Source organism: Flavobacterium labens, assembly GCF_048286755.1.
Taxonomy (GTDB): Bacteria; Bacteroidota; Bacteroidia; order Flavobacteriales; family Flavobacteriaceae; genus Flavobacterium.
The window spans coordinates 173,474-189,739 of the sequence record NZ_JBLVPL010000005.1 but is presented as its reverse complement, the minus strand read 5'-3'; the positions used below and the strand labels follow the sequence as shown (position 1 = coordinate 189,739).

At 33.2% G+C, this 16,266-nt stretch carries 12 protein-coding genes; 8 read left to right on the top strand and 4 right to left on the bottom strand.

From position 1 onward, the window contains the following. Positions 1-6: 6 nt before the first annotated feature. From ACNQF8_RS12335 to ACNQF8_RS12325, 3 genes are read right to left on the bottom strand one after another with little or no spacing between them, the layout of a single operon-like run. Entirely contained in the window at positions 7-1,071 is a 1,065-nt protein-coding gene (locus ACNQF8_RS12335; protein WP_417952550.1) for a hypothetical protein, read from the bottom strand. After that, positions 1,055-1,591: an anti-sigma factor gene (locus ACNQF8_RS12330; RefSeq protein ID WP_417953658.1), complete on the bottom strand. Its 537-nt coding sequence runs from the start codon at positions 1,589-1,591 to the stop codon at positions 1,055-1,057. Before ACNQF8_RS12330 ends, ACNQF8_RS12335 begins: the two co-directional genes overlap by 17 nt. Continuing rightward, positions 1,588-2,142 (bottom strand): RNA polymerase sigma factor, encoded by a 555-nt coding sequence (locus ACNQF8_RS12325; protein ID WP_417952548.1) that lies wholly within the window; start codon positions 2,140-2,142, stop codon positions 1,588-1,590. Before ACNQF8_RS12325 ends, ACNQF8_RS12330 begins: the two co-directional genes overlap by 4 nt. Positions 2,143-2,450: 308 nt before the next feature. Between ACNQF8_RS12325 and lon the strand changes: the two genes are divergently transcribed. The 6 genes from lon to ACNQF8_RS12295 all read left to right on the top strand — a co-directional run bounded on the left by lon (position 2,451) and on the right by ACNQF8_RS12295 (position 11,311). Further along, positions 2,451-4,901, top strand: coding sequence for an endopeptidase La (gene lon, locus ACNQF8_RS12320; RefSeq protein WP_417952547.1), 2,451 nt, complete (start codon positions 2,451-2,453; stop codon positions 4,899-4,901). 167 nt (positions 4,902-5,068) lie between these two features. Next, positions 5,069-6,091, top strand: coding sequence for a type IX secretion system protein PorQ (gene porQ / locus ACNQF8_RS12315; protein ID WP_417953657.1), 1,023 nt, complete (start codon positions 5,069-5,071; stop codon positions 6,089-6,091). Positions 6,092-6,154: 63 nt separating this feature from the next. Further along, positions 6,155-6,847 (top strand): (d)CMP kinase, encoded by a 693-nt coding sequence (gene cmk, locus ACNQF8_RS12310; RefSeq protein WP_417953656.1) that lies wholly within the window; start codon positions 6,155-6,157, stop codon positions 6,845-6,847. Between the two features lie 74 nt (positions 6,848-6,921). After that, positions 6,922-8,298: a nucleoside permease gene (locus ACNQF8_RS12305; RefSeq protein WP_417952544.1), complete on the top strand. Its 1,377-nt coding sequence runs from the start codon at positions 6,922-6,924 to the stop codon at positions 8,296-8,298. A gap of 358 nt (positions 8,299-8,656) precedes the next feature. After that, positions 8,657-10,435, top strand: a complete 1,779-nt coding sequence (rpsA, locus tag ACNQF8_RS12300) for a 30S ribosomal protein S1 (RefSeq protein WP_417952543.1) — start codon at positions 8,657-8,659, stop codon at positions 10,433-10,435. A 321-nt stretch (positions 10,436-10,756) separates the two neighbouring features. Next, positions 10,757-11,311, top strand: a complete 555-nt coding sequence (locus ACNQF8_RS12295; RefSeq protein ID WP_417953655.1) for a fasciclin domain-containing protein — start codon at positions 10,757-10,759, stop codon at positions 11,309-11,311. A gap of 125 nt (positions 11,312-11,436) precedes the next feature. On the opposite strand, the gene pheT is transcribed toward ACNQF8_RS12295, so the two are convergent. Then, the gene (gene pheT / locus ACNQF8_RS12290; RefSeq protein WP_417952541.1) at positions 11,437-13,857 is read right to left on the bottom strand and encodes a phenylalanine--tRNA ligase subunit beta; all 2,421 of its coding nucleotides are present in this window, start codon (positions 13,855-13,857) and stop codon (positions 11,437-11,439) included. A gap of 295 nt (positions 13,858-14,152) precedes the next feature. On the opposite strand from pheT, the gene ACNQF8_RS12285 reads away from it, so the two are divergent. Both ACNQF8_RS12285 and ACNQF8_RS12280 read left to right on the top strand, forming a co-directional pair. Then, positions 14,153-15,658: an aldehyde dehydrogenase family protein gene (locus tag ACNQF8_RS12285; protein WP_417953654.1), complete on the top strand. Its 1,506-nt coding sequence runs from the start codon at positions 14,153-14,155 to the stop codon at positions 15,656-15,658. 232 nt (positions 15,659-15,890) lie between these two features. Next, positions 15,891-16,265 carry a DUF779 domain-containing protein gene (locus tag ACNQF8_RS12280; protein WP_315211832.1) on the top strand — a complete coding sequence of 125 codons (375 nt, stop codon included), beginning with the start codon at positions 15,891-15,893 and terminating at the stop codon, positions 16,263-16,265. Position 16,266 lies beyond the last annotated feature (1 nt).

Below are 16,266 nucleotides of genomic sequence, written 5' to 3'. Positions count from 1 at the left end.
TTAAGGTTATTGTTTTTTTACTAGAATTACATTTCCGTAATCTGAAATTATAGTGATGTTGTTGACTCCTTTTTTCTTGAAGAAACCACTATATTTTTTCAAGTTATTTGAGTCTTCTTTAGAATTTATCTCTAGTTCATTGTCATATTTAAAATTAGCATATTTTACAGTCACATTAAAATCAAAAGCATAATTAGCATCAAATCCAATGTTTAATCCGGTGTAACCCGCTGTAATAGTTATATTATTGGCTTTTGCACTAATAGTTCCAATAGTTACATTGCTGTATTTTGTGGATAGTTTTAAAGTATTAGATAATTCACCAATTTTAAGTGTTAAATAATTTCCATTTGCATCTAATGATTTTACATTCTGAATTTTAATATTTCCGTATTTACTGATGTATTTAACGACATCACTTTCTTGAATATCTACATCTGTATAATCAGAAGCCAAATCTAGTTTTGTGACTTCTCCAATTTTCAGATTCGAATACTTTGCCGTAATGATTGCATTCTTTAAAAATGAAATAGTCGAGTTAGAGCAATATTCGGTTTGTATGTTACTGGAGCTTCCGGATAATCGGCCTAAAACTATTTTACCGTATTTACATTTAATTTCAGCCTCAGAAAACAAGTCTGATGTGGTGATATTTCCGTATTTATTGTGGAGTTTTACACTTCCGTTTTTAGGAATTTTGAGCATATAATTAATTTGAAAACTATTGTTTTTACCATTACTCTTATAACTAGAGTTTCCTAAAATGGTTTTTGCAGTAATCATTCCTTTGAGTGCTATTATATCAACATCAATATCATTTATGCGTTGGTTCACCCAGTTTTCATTGTCACCGCTCACTTTTATAACAATATCCAATTCGGTTTTATCTTCGTCCCAAGTTGTTACTGAAATATTACCGTATGAGTTATCTATATAAAGACCTGCATCCGAATTTACGAAATAGGCTTTTTTAATATTTTTTTGTTTGGTATGAATGTAATCAGCATTGTTTGAAAATCCTAAAAATGGAATTAAAGCCAATAAGAGGAGTAGTTTAAATTGTTCTTTCATCAGAAATATTTTTTAATTTTTCATTGTTTTCAATTTGTAATAGTACATTTTGTAAAAAAGAAATTCGCGTTTGAAGATTGCTGATCATCGCATTAATAATTTGCTTACTTTCTCCATTAATCTCTAATTCTTTAATTATTTTTTCATAATCACTATCTAATGTTCTCACTTGTTTGAGCGCATCGGAAATTATTTTTTCGTTTTCTGGTGATTTTTTCTCTCTTATTTTTTCTAATTCATTTTCAATTAAAACCGTAAAAATTGAATCTGTTTGTTTGGTTTCTTTTGATGCAAATCGCAACTCTTCTGTCCTTTTAGGAGTGTTATTGAATATTGAAAGTCCTAACATAACTACGAAAGAAGCAGCGATTCCAATAGAAACGAAACGTTTCCAATTCGATTTCTTAGATTTTAATTTTTGTACAAATCGTTCCTCATGATTGCTTTCAAGAGTCTCGATGTCCCAATGATTTTCAAATTTGTCAAATAATTTGTCTAGTTTTTTATTTTCCTTTTTCATATTTCCTCTAATTTTTTTCTTAAACAATCTTTGGCTCTGCTCAATGTAGTTCTGCAATTGGCATAACTGATATTTAGGATTTCACTGATTTCTTCTTGATCATATCCTTCAATAAAAAATAAAGTTAAAACCATTCTGTAATTATATTTCAGAGAGTTGATAACCTCTAAAATTTGTTTTACTTTTAATTCATTGAAGTTTATACTTTCAGTTAAAGCGGATTCTTTTTCTTCAATTTTATAAAGCGTGGTATCAAAATCTTCTGGTTTGAATTGATTGTTTTTTTTGTAAAAATCAATACTACAGTTCACTACAATTCTTTTTAACCAAGCACCAAAAGAAACTTCCTGTTTATAGTCGTTTATCTTAATGAATGCCTTTAAAAAACCTTCCTGCATTACATCTTCAGCAAAATGGACATCTTTGACAATCCTAAACGACACATTATACATCGCTTTTGCATAGCGATTGTAAACTTCGCACTGTGCTTTTTGATTTTTTTGCCTGCAAAGCAAGATTAATTCTTCGATATTATAGTTGGTTAAACTCAAACAGCTGATTTTAGTTTATTATAAGGACTTGCTCTTTTTACGTTTGTTACAGTTTTATAAAACTAAATTACATTTTTTCTTTTGACATGTTCTAAATTGTTTTATTTGGTGGTAGTTTGTTGTGTCTCAAATATCCCTTTCTAATGGAAAATAGGATAAAAAGATTATATTTTGGCACAGAGATTGACTCTTTTACCGTTATGCAAATAATGAGGATTAAAGATAGATTTTATATAAAAAGACTACTTTGAAAGCTTATATTTGCTTAAATAATGAAATTTTTAATGACAAAAAGACTTAAATAATATATGTCAAATCATAAAATACTTACTATTGACAATCTGTCACTTCAGGAATTTGATTCAGAAGCAGATTTAATTCCACTTTTGACTCCTGAAGACGAGGAGGAAATGAATAATGAGGCTTTACCGGAATTATTGGCTATTTTACCTTTGCGAAATATGGTTTTATTTCCTGGTGTTGTAATACCAATTACTGCTGGGCGAGATAAATCAATCAAATTGATTAATGATGCCAATGCCGCTGGAAAAACGATTGGAGTCGTTGCTCAAATCAACGAAGAAGATGAAGATCCAACTAAAGATGATATTCATAAAATAGGAACTGTTGCCCGTATTTTACGAGTCTTAAAGATGCCCGATGGAAATATCACCGTAATTCTTCAAGGTAAAAAACGTTTCGAAATTGATGACATCGTTGAGGAATCACCTTACTTGACAGCTAAAATTAAAGAAGTTCCTGAGAAAAGACCTAAGAAAAATGATACTGAATTTGTCGCAATTCTAGATTCTATCAAAGAACTAGCCATTCAGATTATTAAAGAAAGTCCAAATATTCCCAGCGAAGCAACTTTTGCCATCAAAAATATTGAGAGCCAATCTTTCTTGATCAATTTTGTTACTTCTAACATGAATCTTTCGGTTAAAGAAAAACAAGATTTATTAGCAATTAATGAATTGAAAGGAAGAGCTTTAGAGACGCTTCGTTATATGAATATTGAGTTGCAAAAACTCGAATTGAAAAATGATATTCAATCTAAAGTTCGTTTCGATTTAGACCAACAACAACGTGAATATTTCTTGCACCAACAAATGAAAACCATTCAAGAAGAATTGGGTGGCGTTTCTCAGGAAGAAGAAATGGACGAAATGTTGCAAAAGTCTTTGACCAAGAAATGGGACGAGAAAACCAAAAAACATTTCGAAAAAGAATTGTCTAAAATGCGTCGCATGAATCCGCAAGCGCCAGATTTTGGAATTCAAAGAAATTATTTAGAGTTGTTTTTAGAATTGCCTTGGAACGAATATTCAAAAGATAATTTCGATTTAAAAAGAGCTCAGAAAATATTGGACAGAGATCATTTTGGTCTTGAAGATGTTAAGAAAAGAATGATAGAACATTTGGCAGTTTTAAAATTGCGAAATGATATGAAATCTCCAATTATTTGTTTGACAGGACCTCCGGGAGTTGGTAAAACTTCGATTGGACGTTCCATTGCAGAAGCATTGGGTAGAAAATATGTTAGAATTTCCCTTGGTGGTTTGCGCGATGAAGCAGAGATTCGTGGACATAGAAAAACGTATATTGGCGCCATGCCGGGACGAATTATCCAAAGTTTGAAAAAAGCAGGAACTTCAAATCCAGTTTTTGTTTTGGATGAAATCGATAAACTATCAAATAGTAATCAAGGTGATCCATCTTCGGCATTATTGGAAGTTTTAGATCCGGAACAAAACAATTCTTTTTATGATAATTTCCTTGAAATGGGATATGATTTATCGAAAGTGATGTTTATTGCGACTTCTAATAATATGGCTGCGATTCAACCTGCGTTGAAAGACAGAATGGAAATCATCAAAATGTCAGGTTACACAATTGAAGAAAAGGTAGAAATTGCGCGTCAGCATTTGTTTCCAAGACAATTGAAAGAACACGGTTTGACTACTAAAGATTTAACCATTGGAAAAAAACAATTAGAAAAAATTGTTGAAGGATATACGCGTGAATCTGGAGTTCGTGGTTTAGAAGCTAAAATTGCTCAAGTAATCCGTAATGCAGCAAAATCAGTTGCGATGGAAGAAGAGTATAACAAAAAAGTAACGGACGAAGATATCATAAAAACACTTGGTGTTCCCAGATTAGAAAGAGATAAATACGAGAATAATGATGTTGCCGGAGTGGTAACTGGTTTGGCTTGGACTTCTGTTGGTGGTGATATTCTTTTTATTGAATCGTTACTTTCTCCAGGAAAAGGAAGTATGACTATTACCGGAAACTTAGGTACGGTCATGAAAGAATCTGCAACAATTGCTTTGGAATATATTAAAGCGAATGCAAAACTTTTAGGATTGGATTCCGAGATTCTTTCTAAATATAATATTCACTTACACGTTCCTGAAGGAGCTACTCCAAAAGACGGTCCAAGTGCTGGAATTGCGATGTTAACATCATTAGTTTCATTGTTTACACAAAAACGAGTGAAGAAAAATTTAGCAATGACAGGAGAAATCACCTTGCGTGGAAAAGTGTTGCCAGTAGGCGGAATCAAAGAAAAAATCTTGGCTGCTAAGAGAGCGAATATCAAAGAAATTATTCTGTGTCACGAAAATAAGAGTGATATTGATGAAATAAAACCTGAATATCTGGAAGGACTTTCTTTTCATTATGTAAAAGAAATGAGTGAAGTATTGAAATATGCATTAACCGATCAGAAGGTAAAGAACGCCAAGGATTTATAATAAAAATGAATTCTTAATTTTAAAATTCCAAATTCTAAATGCTGATTTTCAGTGCTTAGATTTTGGAATTTTTATTTGTAATTACGAGATTCAAAGTTGCCATTTATTGTATTTATAATTTTATCTTCGCATTTACGTTTTACCTTACATAAGTTGCAATTTAGAGCATGTTAAAAAAACTTTTACTATACTCCTTATTTTTTATTTGTTCTGTGTCTTACAGCCAAATAGGAGGGAAGTATACCTATCAGTTTTTGAACTTGGTCACTTCGCCAAGACAAGCCGCGCTGGGCGGAAAAGTAATTACGATTTATGATGATGACGTCAATCAGGCCCATTTTAATCCAGCAACTATAAATGCTGAAATGGACAACCGTTTGGCTTTAAATTATGGAAGCTATTTCAAGGAAGTAACTTACGGAACTGCTTCTTATGCGTACACATACGATAGACATTTACAAACATTTCAGGCTGGAGTAAATTATGTGAATTATGGTAATTTTGAAGGCTATGACGAGAATGGTCAGCCAACATCAGAATTTACAGGAAGCGAAATAGCCCTTTCTTTTGGGTATGCGTACAATATTCCGTATACGGACATTCATATTGGAGCTAGTGCCAAATTGATATCTTCGACTTTAGAAAGTTATAATTCTTTAGGAGGAGCAATTGATATTGGAGCGCTTTTTATCGATGAAAAAAATGATGTGAATTGGGGTTTGGCTATTCGAAATATTGGAACTCAATTTTCCACTTATAATGGTACAAATGAAAAACTGCCACTCGAAATCATTGCTGGCGTTTCGCAAGAATTAGAAAATGTGCCTATTCGTTGGCATCTTACTTTGGAAAATTTGCAGCAATGGAATATAGCTTTTTCAAATCCGGTTAGGTCAGAATCATCATTTGACGGAACTGATACCGAAGAAAGAGTTTCATTTGTAAATAATGCGTTGCGACATGTAATTGTAGGGGTCGAGCTTTTTCCAAAAAAAGCATTTAATTTGCGTGTGGGATATAATTTTAGAAGAGCAGAGGAATTACGCCTTCAGGAACAACGTAATTTTTCGGGAGTTTCATTAGGTTTCGGACTTAAATTGAATAAGTTGAAATTTAATTATTCGTATTCCAGGTATACATTGGCAGGAAATACAAGCCTTTTTGGGTTAACCATTAACTTTCAAGAATAATTTTCTCATTTGAAATTGACAGCAGAACAGTTTGATTAATTATTAAAATTTAAATACAATATTTTGAAAAAAATTACCATAGCAATTGACGGATTTTCATCTACTGGAAAAAGTACGTTAGCCAAACAACTCGCAAATCATTTAGGATATATTTATGTAGATACAGGAGCAATGTACCGTGCAGTAGCTTTATTTGCGATGCAAAACGGTTATATAAATGCAGAATCTTTTGATAAACAAACATTAATAAACAGTTTGCCAAATATAAAATTGCAATTCAAATTCAATGCTGATTTGGGTTTTGCCGAAATGTATTTGAATGAAGTAAATGTTGAAACAGAAATCAGAACGATTGAAGTTTCTAGTTTTGTGAGTAAAGTAGCTGAAGTTTCTGAAGTTCGTGCCAAATTAGTCGAACAGCAAAAAGAAATGGGAAAAGACAAAGCAATAGTAATGGACGGAAGAGATATTAGTACTGTAGTTTTTCCGGATGCTGAGCTTAAAATTTTCATGACAGCAAGTGCAACTACAAGAGCACAAAGACGTTACGACGAACTGGTAAAAAAAGGTGATACTGTGACATTTGATGAAGTTTTGGCAAATGTAGAAGAACGAGATTACATTGATACGCACCGTGAAGATTCTCCTTTAGTCATGGCTGAAGATGCAGTAGAAATAGATAATTCACATTTGAATCGTGAGGAGCAATTCGAGCTGGTATTGGAATTGGTGAATGAAATTACTAAAACAATATAATTATTTGCAGATCGCATTTTTAATAGTAGATTTACGCCCTGTAAATTTTTTTAAAATAAAAAACAATTCATCGCATGGGAATTAAAAATAGATTGATAATAATGAGTTTTCTTCAATTTTTTGTTTGGGGAGCTTGGTTGATTACCATTGCAAATTACTGGTTTGGTACAAAAAACTGGGAAGGAACTCAATTTGGGTTGGTTTTCGGAACTATGGGAATTGCTTCTTTATTTATGCCAACACTAACGGGAATTATCGCAGATAGATGGATAAATGCTGAAAAATTATATGGAACGCTACATATTTTATATGCCGCGGTTTTATTCTATATTCCTCAAGTTACCACTCCAAATTCTTTTATTTATATTATGCTTTTGGCAATGTGTTTTTACATGCCTACGATTGCTTTGAGTAATTCTATATCTTATAATGCACTCAAACTAAACAATAAAGATATTATTAAAAATTTCCCACCTATACGCGTTTGGGGAACAATAGGTTTTATTGTTGCGATGTGGATTACCAATTTAACTGAAAATAAAGCAACTGAATATCAGTTTTACATCGCCGGTTTAGCCGCTATAGTTCTGGGGATTTATTCTTTTACTTTACCAAAATGTAAACCGCAGCGATTATCGAAAGAAAATGCTTCTGTAATGGAAACATTAGGATTAGAGTCTTTCAAGTTATTTGCTGATTATAAAATGGCTTTGTTTTTTGTTTTCTCTATGTTTTTAGGAGGGGCGCTGCAATTGACAAATGCGTACGGAGATGTTTTTTTAGATGAGTTCAAGCATTTTCCAAAATATGCGGATTCATTCGTAGTGGAATATTCAACGATTATTATGTCCATTTCTCAAATATCGGAGACTTTATTTATTCTTGCAATTCCTTTCTTTTTAAGACGTTTTGGAATCAAACAAGTGATGTTGATTAGTATGTTGGCTTGGGTATTGCGTTTTGGATTATTTGCTTACGGAAATCCTACAAGTGGATTATGGATGATTATTATGTCTTGCGTGGTGTACGGAATGGCATTTGATTTCTTTAATATCTCGGGATCATTATTTGTGGAAACGAATACAGATCCTAAAAACCGTTCTTCAGCGCAAGGTTTGTTCATGATGATGACCAATGGTTTTGGAGCAGTTTTGGGAAGTTTTACTTCGGGATGGGCTATCGATAAATATTTTACGAAATCATTTAACAATACTACTGAGTTAGCTAGTTTTCTGGAAACAGAAACTACAAATTCAAAAATGCTAGAGTTTGTAACTGGTCAAGGCAATGCAATAGGAGCTGATGGATTGTTCAGCAAAGTGGTTTTAATGAAAGACTGGCATACAATTTGGCTAGCTTTTGCAATATATGCCTTGATAATTGCGGTTGCATTTGCTGTTTTGTTCAAGCACAAACACAATCCTTTGGATGTTGAAAATATAAGTCATTAAAAAGTGGCAGGAAAAAAGAGAACCCGATAACTGAAGAATAGTTATCGGTTTTTTTTTGTGTTGAAAAACCAATTGAAGTTAAATAGCCCCGATTGAAGTGGCATCCCACGCTTTTGGGCGTGGATACAGCGGAAAGCGGGAGCAGAGTTCCTAAAAACTGCTAAATGTTCTGCTCCTAATAATCAATCGTTTATCGCAATACAAATATTTTGTTATTTAATATAAATGTGTTACTTTTGCAGTCCTTTTGGTGAATAAGAGTTTCCTTTAGGGTTCAACTAATTATACAAACAACTTCTGTTGTTTTCTAGCACATTAAGAAACTCGAGAGAATACAGAATACAAATTTTTAATCAGCATGTCTGAACAATTAAAATCACAAGAAGAGTTTTTAGCAAATTTTAACTGGCACAATTTCGAAGAAGGTATTGATGCTGTTGATGAGAAAAACTTATTAGAATTCGAAGAACTAGTTTCAAAAACATTTATCGCTACTGATCAAGAAGAAGTGGTTGATGGTGTAGTTGTTAGAATTACAGATAGAGACGTTATCGTTGATATCAACGCAAAATCGGAAGGTGTTATTTCATTGAATGAATTCCGTTACAACCCAGCATTAAAAGTAGGTGATACTGTTGAAGTATTAATTGACATCCGTGAGGACAAAACTGGTCAATTAGTATTATCTCACAGAAAAGCACGTACTATCAAATCATGGGATAGAGTTATTTCGGCTAACGAAACAGGAGAAATCGTTAATGGTTTTGTAAAATGCAGAACTAAAGGTGGTATGATCGTTGACGTTTTCGGAATTGAAGCTTTCTTACCAGGATCTCAAATTGATGTTAAACCAATTAGAGACTACGATGTATATGTAAACAAAATGATGGAATTCAAAGTGGTAAAAATTAACCACGAATTCAAAAATGTTGTTGTTTCTCATAAAGCGCTTATTGAAGCGGATATCGAAATCCAGAAAAAAGAAATCATCGGTCAATTGCAAAAAGGACAAGTATTAGAGGGTGTTGTTAAAAACATTACTTCTTATGGTGTCTTTATTGACTTAGGTGGTGTTGATGGATTGATTCACATTACTGACCTTTCTTGGTCTAGAATCAACCACCCATCTGAAGTTCTTGAATTAGATCAAAAATTAAACGTTGTAATCCTTGATTTCGATGATGAGAAAACAAGAATTCAATTAGGATTGAAACAATTAAACGCTCACCCATGGGACGCTTTAGATGCTAACTTAAAAATTGGTGATAAAGTAAAAGGTAAAGTAGTTGTAATCGCTGATTACGGTGCTTTCATCGAAGTTGCTGAAGGTGTTGAAGGTTTAATCCACGTTTCTGAAATGTCTTGGTCAACTCATTTACGTTCTGCTCAAGATTTCGTAAAAGTAGGTGATGTTGTTGAAGCTGTTATCTTAACTTTAGATAGAGATGACCGTAAAATGTCATTAGGTATCAAACAATTGTCTCAAGATCCTTGGACTGATATCACTGCTAAATACCCAGTAGGTTCTAAACATACAGGTATCGTTAGAAACTTTACAAACTTTGGAATTTTCGTAGAATTAGAAGAAGGAATTGATGGATTAATTTACATCTCTGACTTATCTTGGACTAAGAAAATCAAACACCCATCTGAATTCGTAAACGTTGGTGAAAAACTTGATGTTGTGGTATTAGAGTTGGATGTTGATGGACGTAAATTATCTTTAGGTCACAAACAAACTACTGCTAATCCTTGGGATCAGTATGAAGATTCTTTCGCAGTTGGAACTATCCACACAGGTGAAATTTCTGAAATTGTTGACAAAGGAGCTACTGTAGAATTCGGAGATGATATCGTTGCTTTCATTCCTACTCGTCACCTTGAAAAAGAAGACGGAAAGAAATTGAAAAAAGGTGATTCAGCTGATTTCAAAGTAATCGAATTCAACAAAGAATTCAAAAGAGTAGTTGCATCTCACACTGCTATCTTCCGTGAAGAAGAAGAGAAAAATGTGAAATCAGTTTCTGAAAACACTTCATCTAATTCATCTACAAATGCACCAGCTGCAACTTTAGGTGATAATAATGATATGTTAGCTGCATTGAAAGCTAAAATGGAAAAATCAGAGAAAAAATAATTTCTTGAAATTTTTTGAATATAGAAAGCCCCGCAAATTGCGGGGCTTTTTTTTTGTGCTTAAATTTTTAGAAGCAGAACATTTTAATTTACTATCCGCAATCCTCCCGCTGTACGTAGTATCTTTTTATTGTGCAGAAAACTTATTTTTAAAATCAACTTTTGTATAACACAATAAAAAGGATACTTGCTGCCATCAGGGCTAGTTAGAACTAATATCTATTTCATCTCATCCCAAAAAAATTAAAAATAATTTCATTTTTTAAAACCAAACACAACTAAATGCCGTAAATGCTTTTATATAACTTAAAAAATAGATTTTATGAAAACTAGAAAATTTTTATCAATTGCATTATTCACAGTAGTATTAGGAGCAACTTCTTTCGCTCAAAAAACAGTTATGGTTGGTGGAGCAGCGATGTATCCTTCTAAAAACATTGTTGAGAATGCTGTAAACTCAAAAGATCACACAACTTTAGTAGCAGCAGTAACAGAAGCCGGTTTAGTTGAAACATTACAAAGTAAAGGACCATTCACCGTTTTTGCCCCAACAAATGCCGCGTTTGATAAATTGCCAGCTGGAACTATAACCACATTGTTAAAACCAGAAAACTTAAAAACATTACAAACAATCCTTACGTATCATGTTGTTGCAGGAAAAATGAACGCTTCGGATATAGCAAAAGCTATTAAAATGGGGAAAGGAAAAGCTACAATGAAAACGGTTAGTGGTGGAACTTTGACAGCTTGGATGCAAGGAAAAGATTTATACATTACAGATGAGAACATGAATAAAGCTAAAGTAACAATTGCTGATGTAAACCAATCAAATGGTGTGATTCACGTGATTGATGCTGTTGTATTACCTAAACAATAATTTTTGGATTAGAGGTTGATATTTTGTTAGTCTTAAAAGCCTTGCTGCTCGCAGGGCTTTTTTGTATAAAAAAGTCCCAATTCTAAACTTAGAATTGGGACTTAATATTTTTATAAAAAGAGCTATTATCGCAAGCTAGCTCCAAGTTCAGTTTCAAAATTATTTTGCAGTTTACTCATAATTTTATCAATTTGTGTATCGGTAAGAGTTTTAGAACTGTCTTGAATAGTAAAACTTAGCGCGTATGATTTTTTACCTTCAGGAAGATTTTTTCCTTCATACACATCAAATAGATTAATATCCTTTAAGAGTGCTTTCTCTGTTTGACGTGCAATATTGTAAATGTGGTCATACGTTACGTTTTGATCAATGAGCAACGCTAAATCTCTACGAACTTCAGGATATTTAGGAATCTCAGTATATTTTATCTTGGCAGCAATCAATTTTAAAATCAAAGCCCAGTTAAAATCAGCGAAAAACACTTCTTGTTTGATTCCAAAATGTTTTAATATTGATTTTTTAACTACTCCTAATTCTACCAGTATTTCGGTTCCAACCCTAATAGCAATCCCTTCAGAAAACACATCTGTTGTTACTGGAACGTTTTGTGTTTTTTGAATCCCTAATCTAGAAAGTATGCCGTTTACATATCCTTTGAACAAAAAGAAATCAGATGGTTTTTGAGCGCTGGTCCAGTTTTCTTGATTTCTATTTCCAGAAAGGAATAAAGTCAAGTGCTTTTTCTCTTCGTAACCGGCAAGGTAGTTATGGTACGTTTTTCCAAATTCAAATAATTTCAAATCGGAATTTTTACGATTGATATTATAAGAGATTGCTTCTAGCCCGGAAAATAGTAAAGACTGACGCATTGTAGCTAAATCAGCACTTAAGGGATTTAACATTGTTACGTTATTTGCTGGATTCAATACTTCAGAAAGTTCAACATAAGACGCAGTAGTCAATGAATTAGCCATCATTTCATTAAATCCTTGAGAATTTAATTGTGTGGCAATCACATTTTGTATTTTGTAATCTTCATTTCTTGGAGAATTAGAAACCGTCGCATTTAGTTTTTTAGAAAAATTAATGTTGTTGTATCCGTATACTCTCAGTATTTCCTCTATAACATCTATTTCTCTTTGCACATCAACGCGGTACGAAGGAATAGTTAATCCTAATCCTGCATCTGAAACGCTGTTTACTTTAATGTCTAATGAAACTAATATTTTCTTAATAGTATCTTTTGGTAATTCCTGTCCAATAATTTTAGCCACTTTGCTGAAGTTTAAAAACACAGAAAAGTCTTCAATTTTCTTTGGATACACATTAACAACATCCGATGTTATTTCTCCGCCCGCTACTTCTTGAATCAATAAAGCCGCACGTTTCAATGCGTATTCAGTTATAGTAGGGTCAATTCCTCTTTCAAAACGGAAAGAAGCATCAGTGTTTAATTGATGTCTTTTGGCTGTTTTACGAATGCTCACTGGATTAAAATAAGCACTTTCTAAGAATATAGAATTAGTACTTTCAGAAACTCCTGATTTTTTTCCGCCAAAAACTCCCGCAATACATAAAGGACCTTTTTCATCACAAATCATTAAATCCTCTTCGTGTAAGGTTCTTTCTATATCGTCAAGTGTAGTAAATTTTGTTCCCGCAGGAAGTGTTTGAACTACTATTTTACCGTTAATTTTTGAAGCATCAAAGGCGTGAAGTGGCTGGCCTAATTCGTGTAAAACGTAATTAGTGACATCAACAATATTATTTTTTGGATTTAATCCAATGGCTTTTAATCTATTTTGCAACCAAGCTGGAGATGGTTTTACTTCAATTCCAGAAATAGTTACTCCACAATATCTAGGAGCAAGTTTAGGTTCTTTTACATCAATATCAATTTTCAAAGTTCTTTTGTCTACTCTGAAATTACTCACTGAAGGTGTAATTAATTCTACGTTTACACCACTTTGTAGCATTCCGGCTCTTAAATCACGTGCTGTTCCTAAATGGCTCATTGCATCGGCACGATTGGGTGTTAGTCCAATTTCGAAAACTTCGTCATTTTCAATTTTGAAAACTTTTGCAGCAGGAGTTCCAGGTGCTAATGCTTCGTCTAATATCATAATTCCGTCATGGCTTTCACCAAGACCTAATTCATCTTCAGCACAAATCATTCCGTGACTTTCCTGTCCGCGTATTTTTCCTTTTTTGATTGAAAAAGCAACACCTTCTTTATCGTATAATGTTGTTCCAATTGTAGCAACCGGTACTTTTTGTCCTGCAGCAACATTATTAGCACCACAAACAATCTGCACAGGAACGCCATTTCCTAGATCTACAGTAGTTATTTTTAGTCTGTCAGCATCCGGATGTTGTATACAAGTAAGAACATGTCCTACAACAATGCCTTCTAATCCGCCTTTTACCGATTGGTATTTGTCAACAATTTCTACTTCCAGACCTAAATCGGTAAGTAGTGCTGCAGTTTCTTCGGATTTCCAGTCTATTTTAATGAATTGTTTTAACCAGTTGTAAGATATTTTCATCTGTCAATTTTAATGCGATTACTTCGTCAGTTCGACCTTCGGTCTCGGGTGCAAATATAAGGATTGCAGTTTGGAGTAAGAAACAATTTTTTTGGTTTTTTATAACTGATTTAATGTATTAAGTAAGTATTTAAAATAGGAATTCAATAGTATTAGTTACAAATAAATATGAATTAAATAATAAATTTAGGTTAAAAAAACACATATGAAAATTTAATGCTATTAGTTGAATGAATTGTGCTATTCTAACTATAAAGATGAGGGTATATTTGATAAAACATAAATAGATAACGACATGGATAACGTGGTAAAAAGACCTGATTTTAAGGCAACATATGATAATTATATAGGTGGAAAATTTGTTGCGCCAATAGGTGGGCAGTATTTTGACGTAGTTTCTCCGGTTGATGGAAAAGTATTTACAAGAGCCGCACATTCTACTAAAGTAGATTTAGATTTAGCTGTTGATACTGCGTATGAAGCTTTCCAAACATGGGGAAAAACATCTGTTACGGAACGCAGTAATTTATTGAATAAAATTGCTCAGGTTATGGAAAATAACCTTGAATATCTTGCTACTGTTGAGACAATTGACAACGGAAAAGCCATTCGTGAAACATTGGCAGCCGATATGCCTTTGGCAATTGATCACTTCAGATATTTCGCAGGTGTAATTCGTGCTGAGGAAAGTTCAATCGCCGAATTGGATTCGCAAACGGTTTCTATTGCTTTAAGCGAACCTTTGGGAGTTATTGCTCAAATTATCCCTTGGAATTTCCCTATTTTAATGGCTGTTTGGAAATTAGCGCCAGCATTAGCAGCAGGAAATACAGTAGTTTTAAAACCTGCAGAAAGTACGCCAATCTCTATTATGGTTTTGATGGAATTGATTGGTGATATCTTGCCTCCGGGAGTTATAAATATTGTTAATGGTTTTGGTGCTGAACTTGGAAGAGCTTTGGTAACCAATAAAAAAGTGTCAAAAGCAGCTTTTACAGGTTCTACAACAACTGGTCGTTTAGTAATGCAATATGCTACTGAAAATATTATTCCAGTAACCTTAGAACTTGGAGGAAAATCTCCAAATATTTTTATGAAGTCAGTTGGTGATGCTGATGATGATTTCTTTGACAAAGCAATTGAAGGTGCGGTAATGTTTGCTTTGAATCAAGGAGAAATTTGTACTTGTCCGTCCAGATTATTAGTTCACGAAGATATTTATGAAAAATTCATTGCAAGAGTAATCGAAAGAACAGCCGCAATCAAATTAGGAAATCCTTTAGATAGAACAACTATGATGGGAGCACAAGCATCTTTAGTTCAAAAAGAAAAAATCCTGACTTATATAAAATTAGGAAAAGAAGAAGGTGCGGAAGTTTTAATTGGAGGTGAAGAAAATCATTTGGAAGGGAATTTAGCAGGAGGTTATTACATCAAACCAACGCTTTTCAAAGGACACAATAAAATGCGTATTTTTCAAGAAGAAATTTTTGGACCAGTTTTAGCCGTTACTACTTTCAAAACTACCGAAGAAGCTATTGCTATAGCAAATGATACGATGTATGGTTTGGGAGCCGGACTTTGGACACGTGATGCACACGAAATTTATCAGGTTCCAAGAGCGATTCAAGCAGGTCGTGTTTGGATTAATCAATACCATTCTTATCCTGCAGGCGCTCCTTTTGGAGGTTATAAACAATCAGGTATTGGTCGTGAAAATCATAAAATGATGCTTGGACACTACCGTCAGACAAAAAATATGCTGATTTCTTACGATAAAAAGAAATTAGGCTTCTTTTAATTGATTACAGATTATTGGTTAATCTTGAACCTGACAGATTGTATAATTTGTCAGGTTTTATTTTAAAGGGAAATACATGGGTGGAATCATTTAAAATGTTACACGGATTATACAGATTTTGAATTAAATTTAACTTATTGAACAGTAATGTATCTGCGAATTAGCGGTAATTTTATAGACTAAAAAATAAATACATTTTGAAATATTTTCGCAAGAAATCAAATTAAAAAAGATGATAAAAAGAATTGATGCCACAGAAAAAGCAATAGAATTAATCAATATTCTAAAGGAAAAGCACGGTGATTTAATGTTTTATCAAGCGGGAGGATGTTGTGAAGGAACGCAACCACAATGTTTTGAAAAAGGCGGATTTTATCAGCGAATGGGTGATGTGTGCATTGGCACAATTGAAGATACTGAATTTTGGGTTGACAAAGATTTATTCGAATATTGGAAACATGCTCATTTTACTTTGGATGTAATTGATGCTTTTGGAGTGGGAGGATTTTCCTTAGAAACGCCATTGAAAAAAACATTCCGAATTGAATATAGAATTTTTACTCCGGAAGAAGAATTATCGCTTGAGCCGGTTACATTTATTGAATAAG

Excerpts from the sequence above, each read along its gene's own strand:
- ACNQF8_RS12335 (WP_417952550.1), bottom strand. The coding sequence starts at position 1,071 with ATGAAAGAACAATTTAAACTACTCCTCTTATTGGCTTTAATTCCATTT.
- ACNQF8_RS12330 (WP_417953658.1), bottom strand. The coding sequence starts at position 1,591 with ATGAAAAAGGAAAATAAAAAACTAGACAAATTATTTGACAAATTTGAA.
- lon (WP_417952547.1), top strand. The coding sequence starts at position 2,451 with ATGTCAAATCATAAAATACTTACTATTGACAATCTGTCACTTCAGGAA.
- porQ (WP_417953657.1), top strand. The coding sequence starts at position 5,069 with ATGTTAAAAAAACTTTTACTATACTCCTTATTTTTTATTTGTTCTGTG.
- ACNQF8_RS12305 (WP_417952544.1), top strand. The coding sequence starts at position 6,922 with ATGGGAATTAAAAATAGATTGATAATAATGAGTTTTCTTCAATTTTTT.
- rpsA (WP_417952543.1), top strand. The coding sequence starts at position 8,657 with ATGTCTGAACAATTAAAATCACAAGAAGAGTTTTTAGCAAATTTTAAC.
- ACNQF8_RS12295 (WP_417953655.1), top strand. The coding sequence starts at position 10,757 with ATGAAAACTAGAAAATTTTTATCAATTGCATTATTCACAGTAGTATTA.
- pheT (WP_417952541.1), bottom strand. The coding sequence starts at position 13,857 with ATGAAAATATCTTACAACTGGTTAAAACAATTCATTAAAATAGACTGG.
- ACNQF8_RS12285 (WP_417953654.1), top strand. The coding sequence starts at position 14,153 with ATGGATAACGTGGTAAAAAGACCTGATTTTAAGGCAACATATGATAAT.
- ACNQF8_RS12280 (WP_315211832.1), top strand. The coding sequence starts at position 15,891 with ATGATAAAAAGAATTGATGCCACAGAAAAAGCAATAGAATTAATCAAT.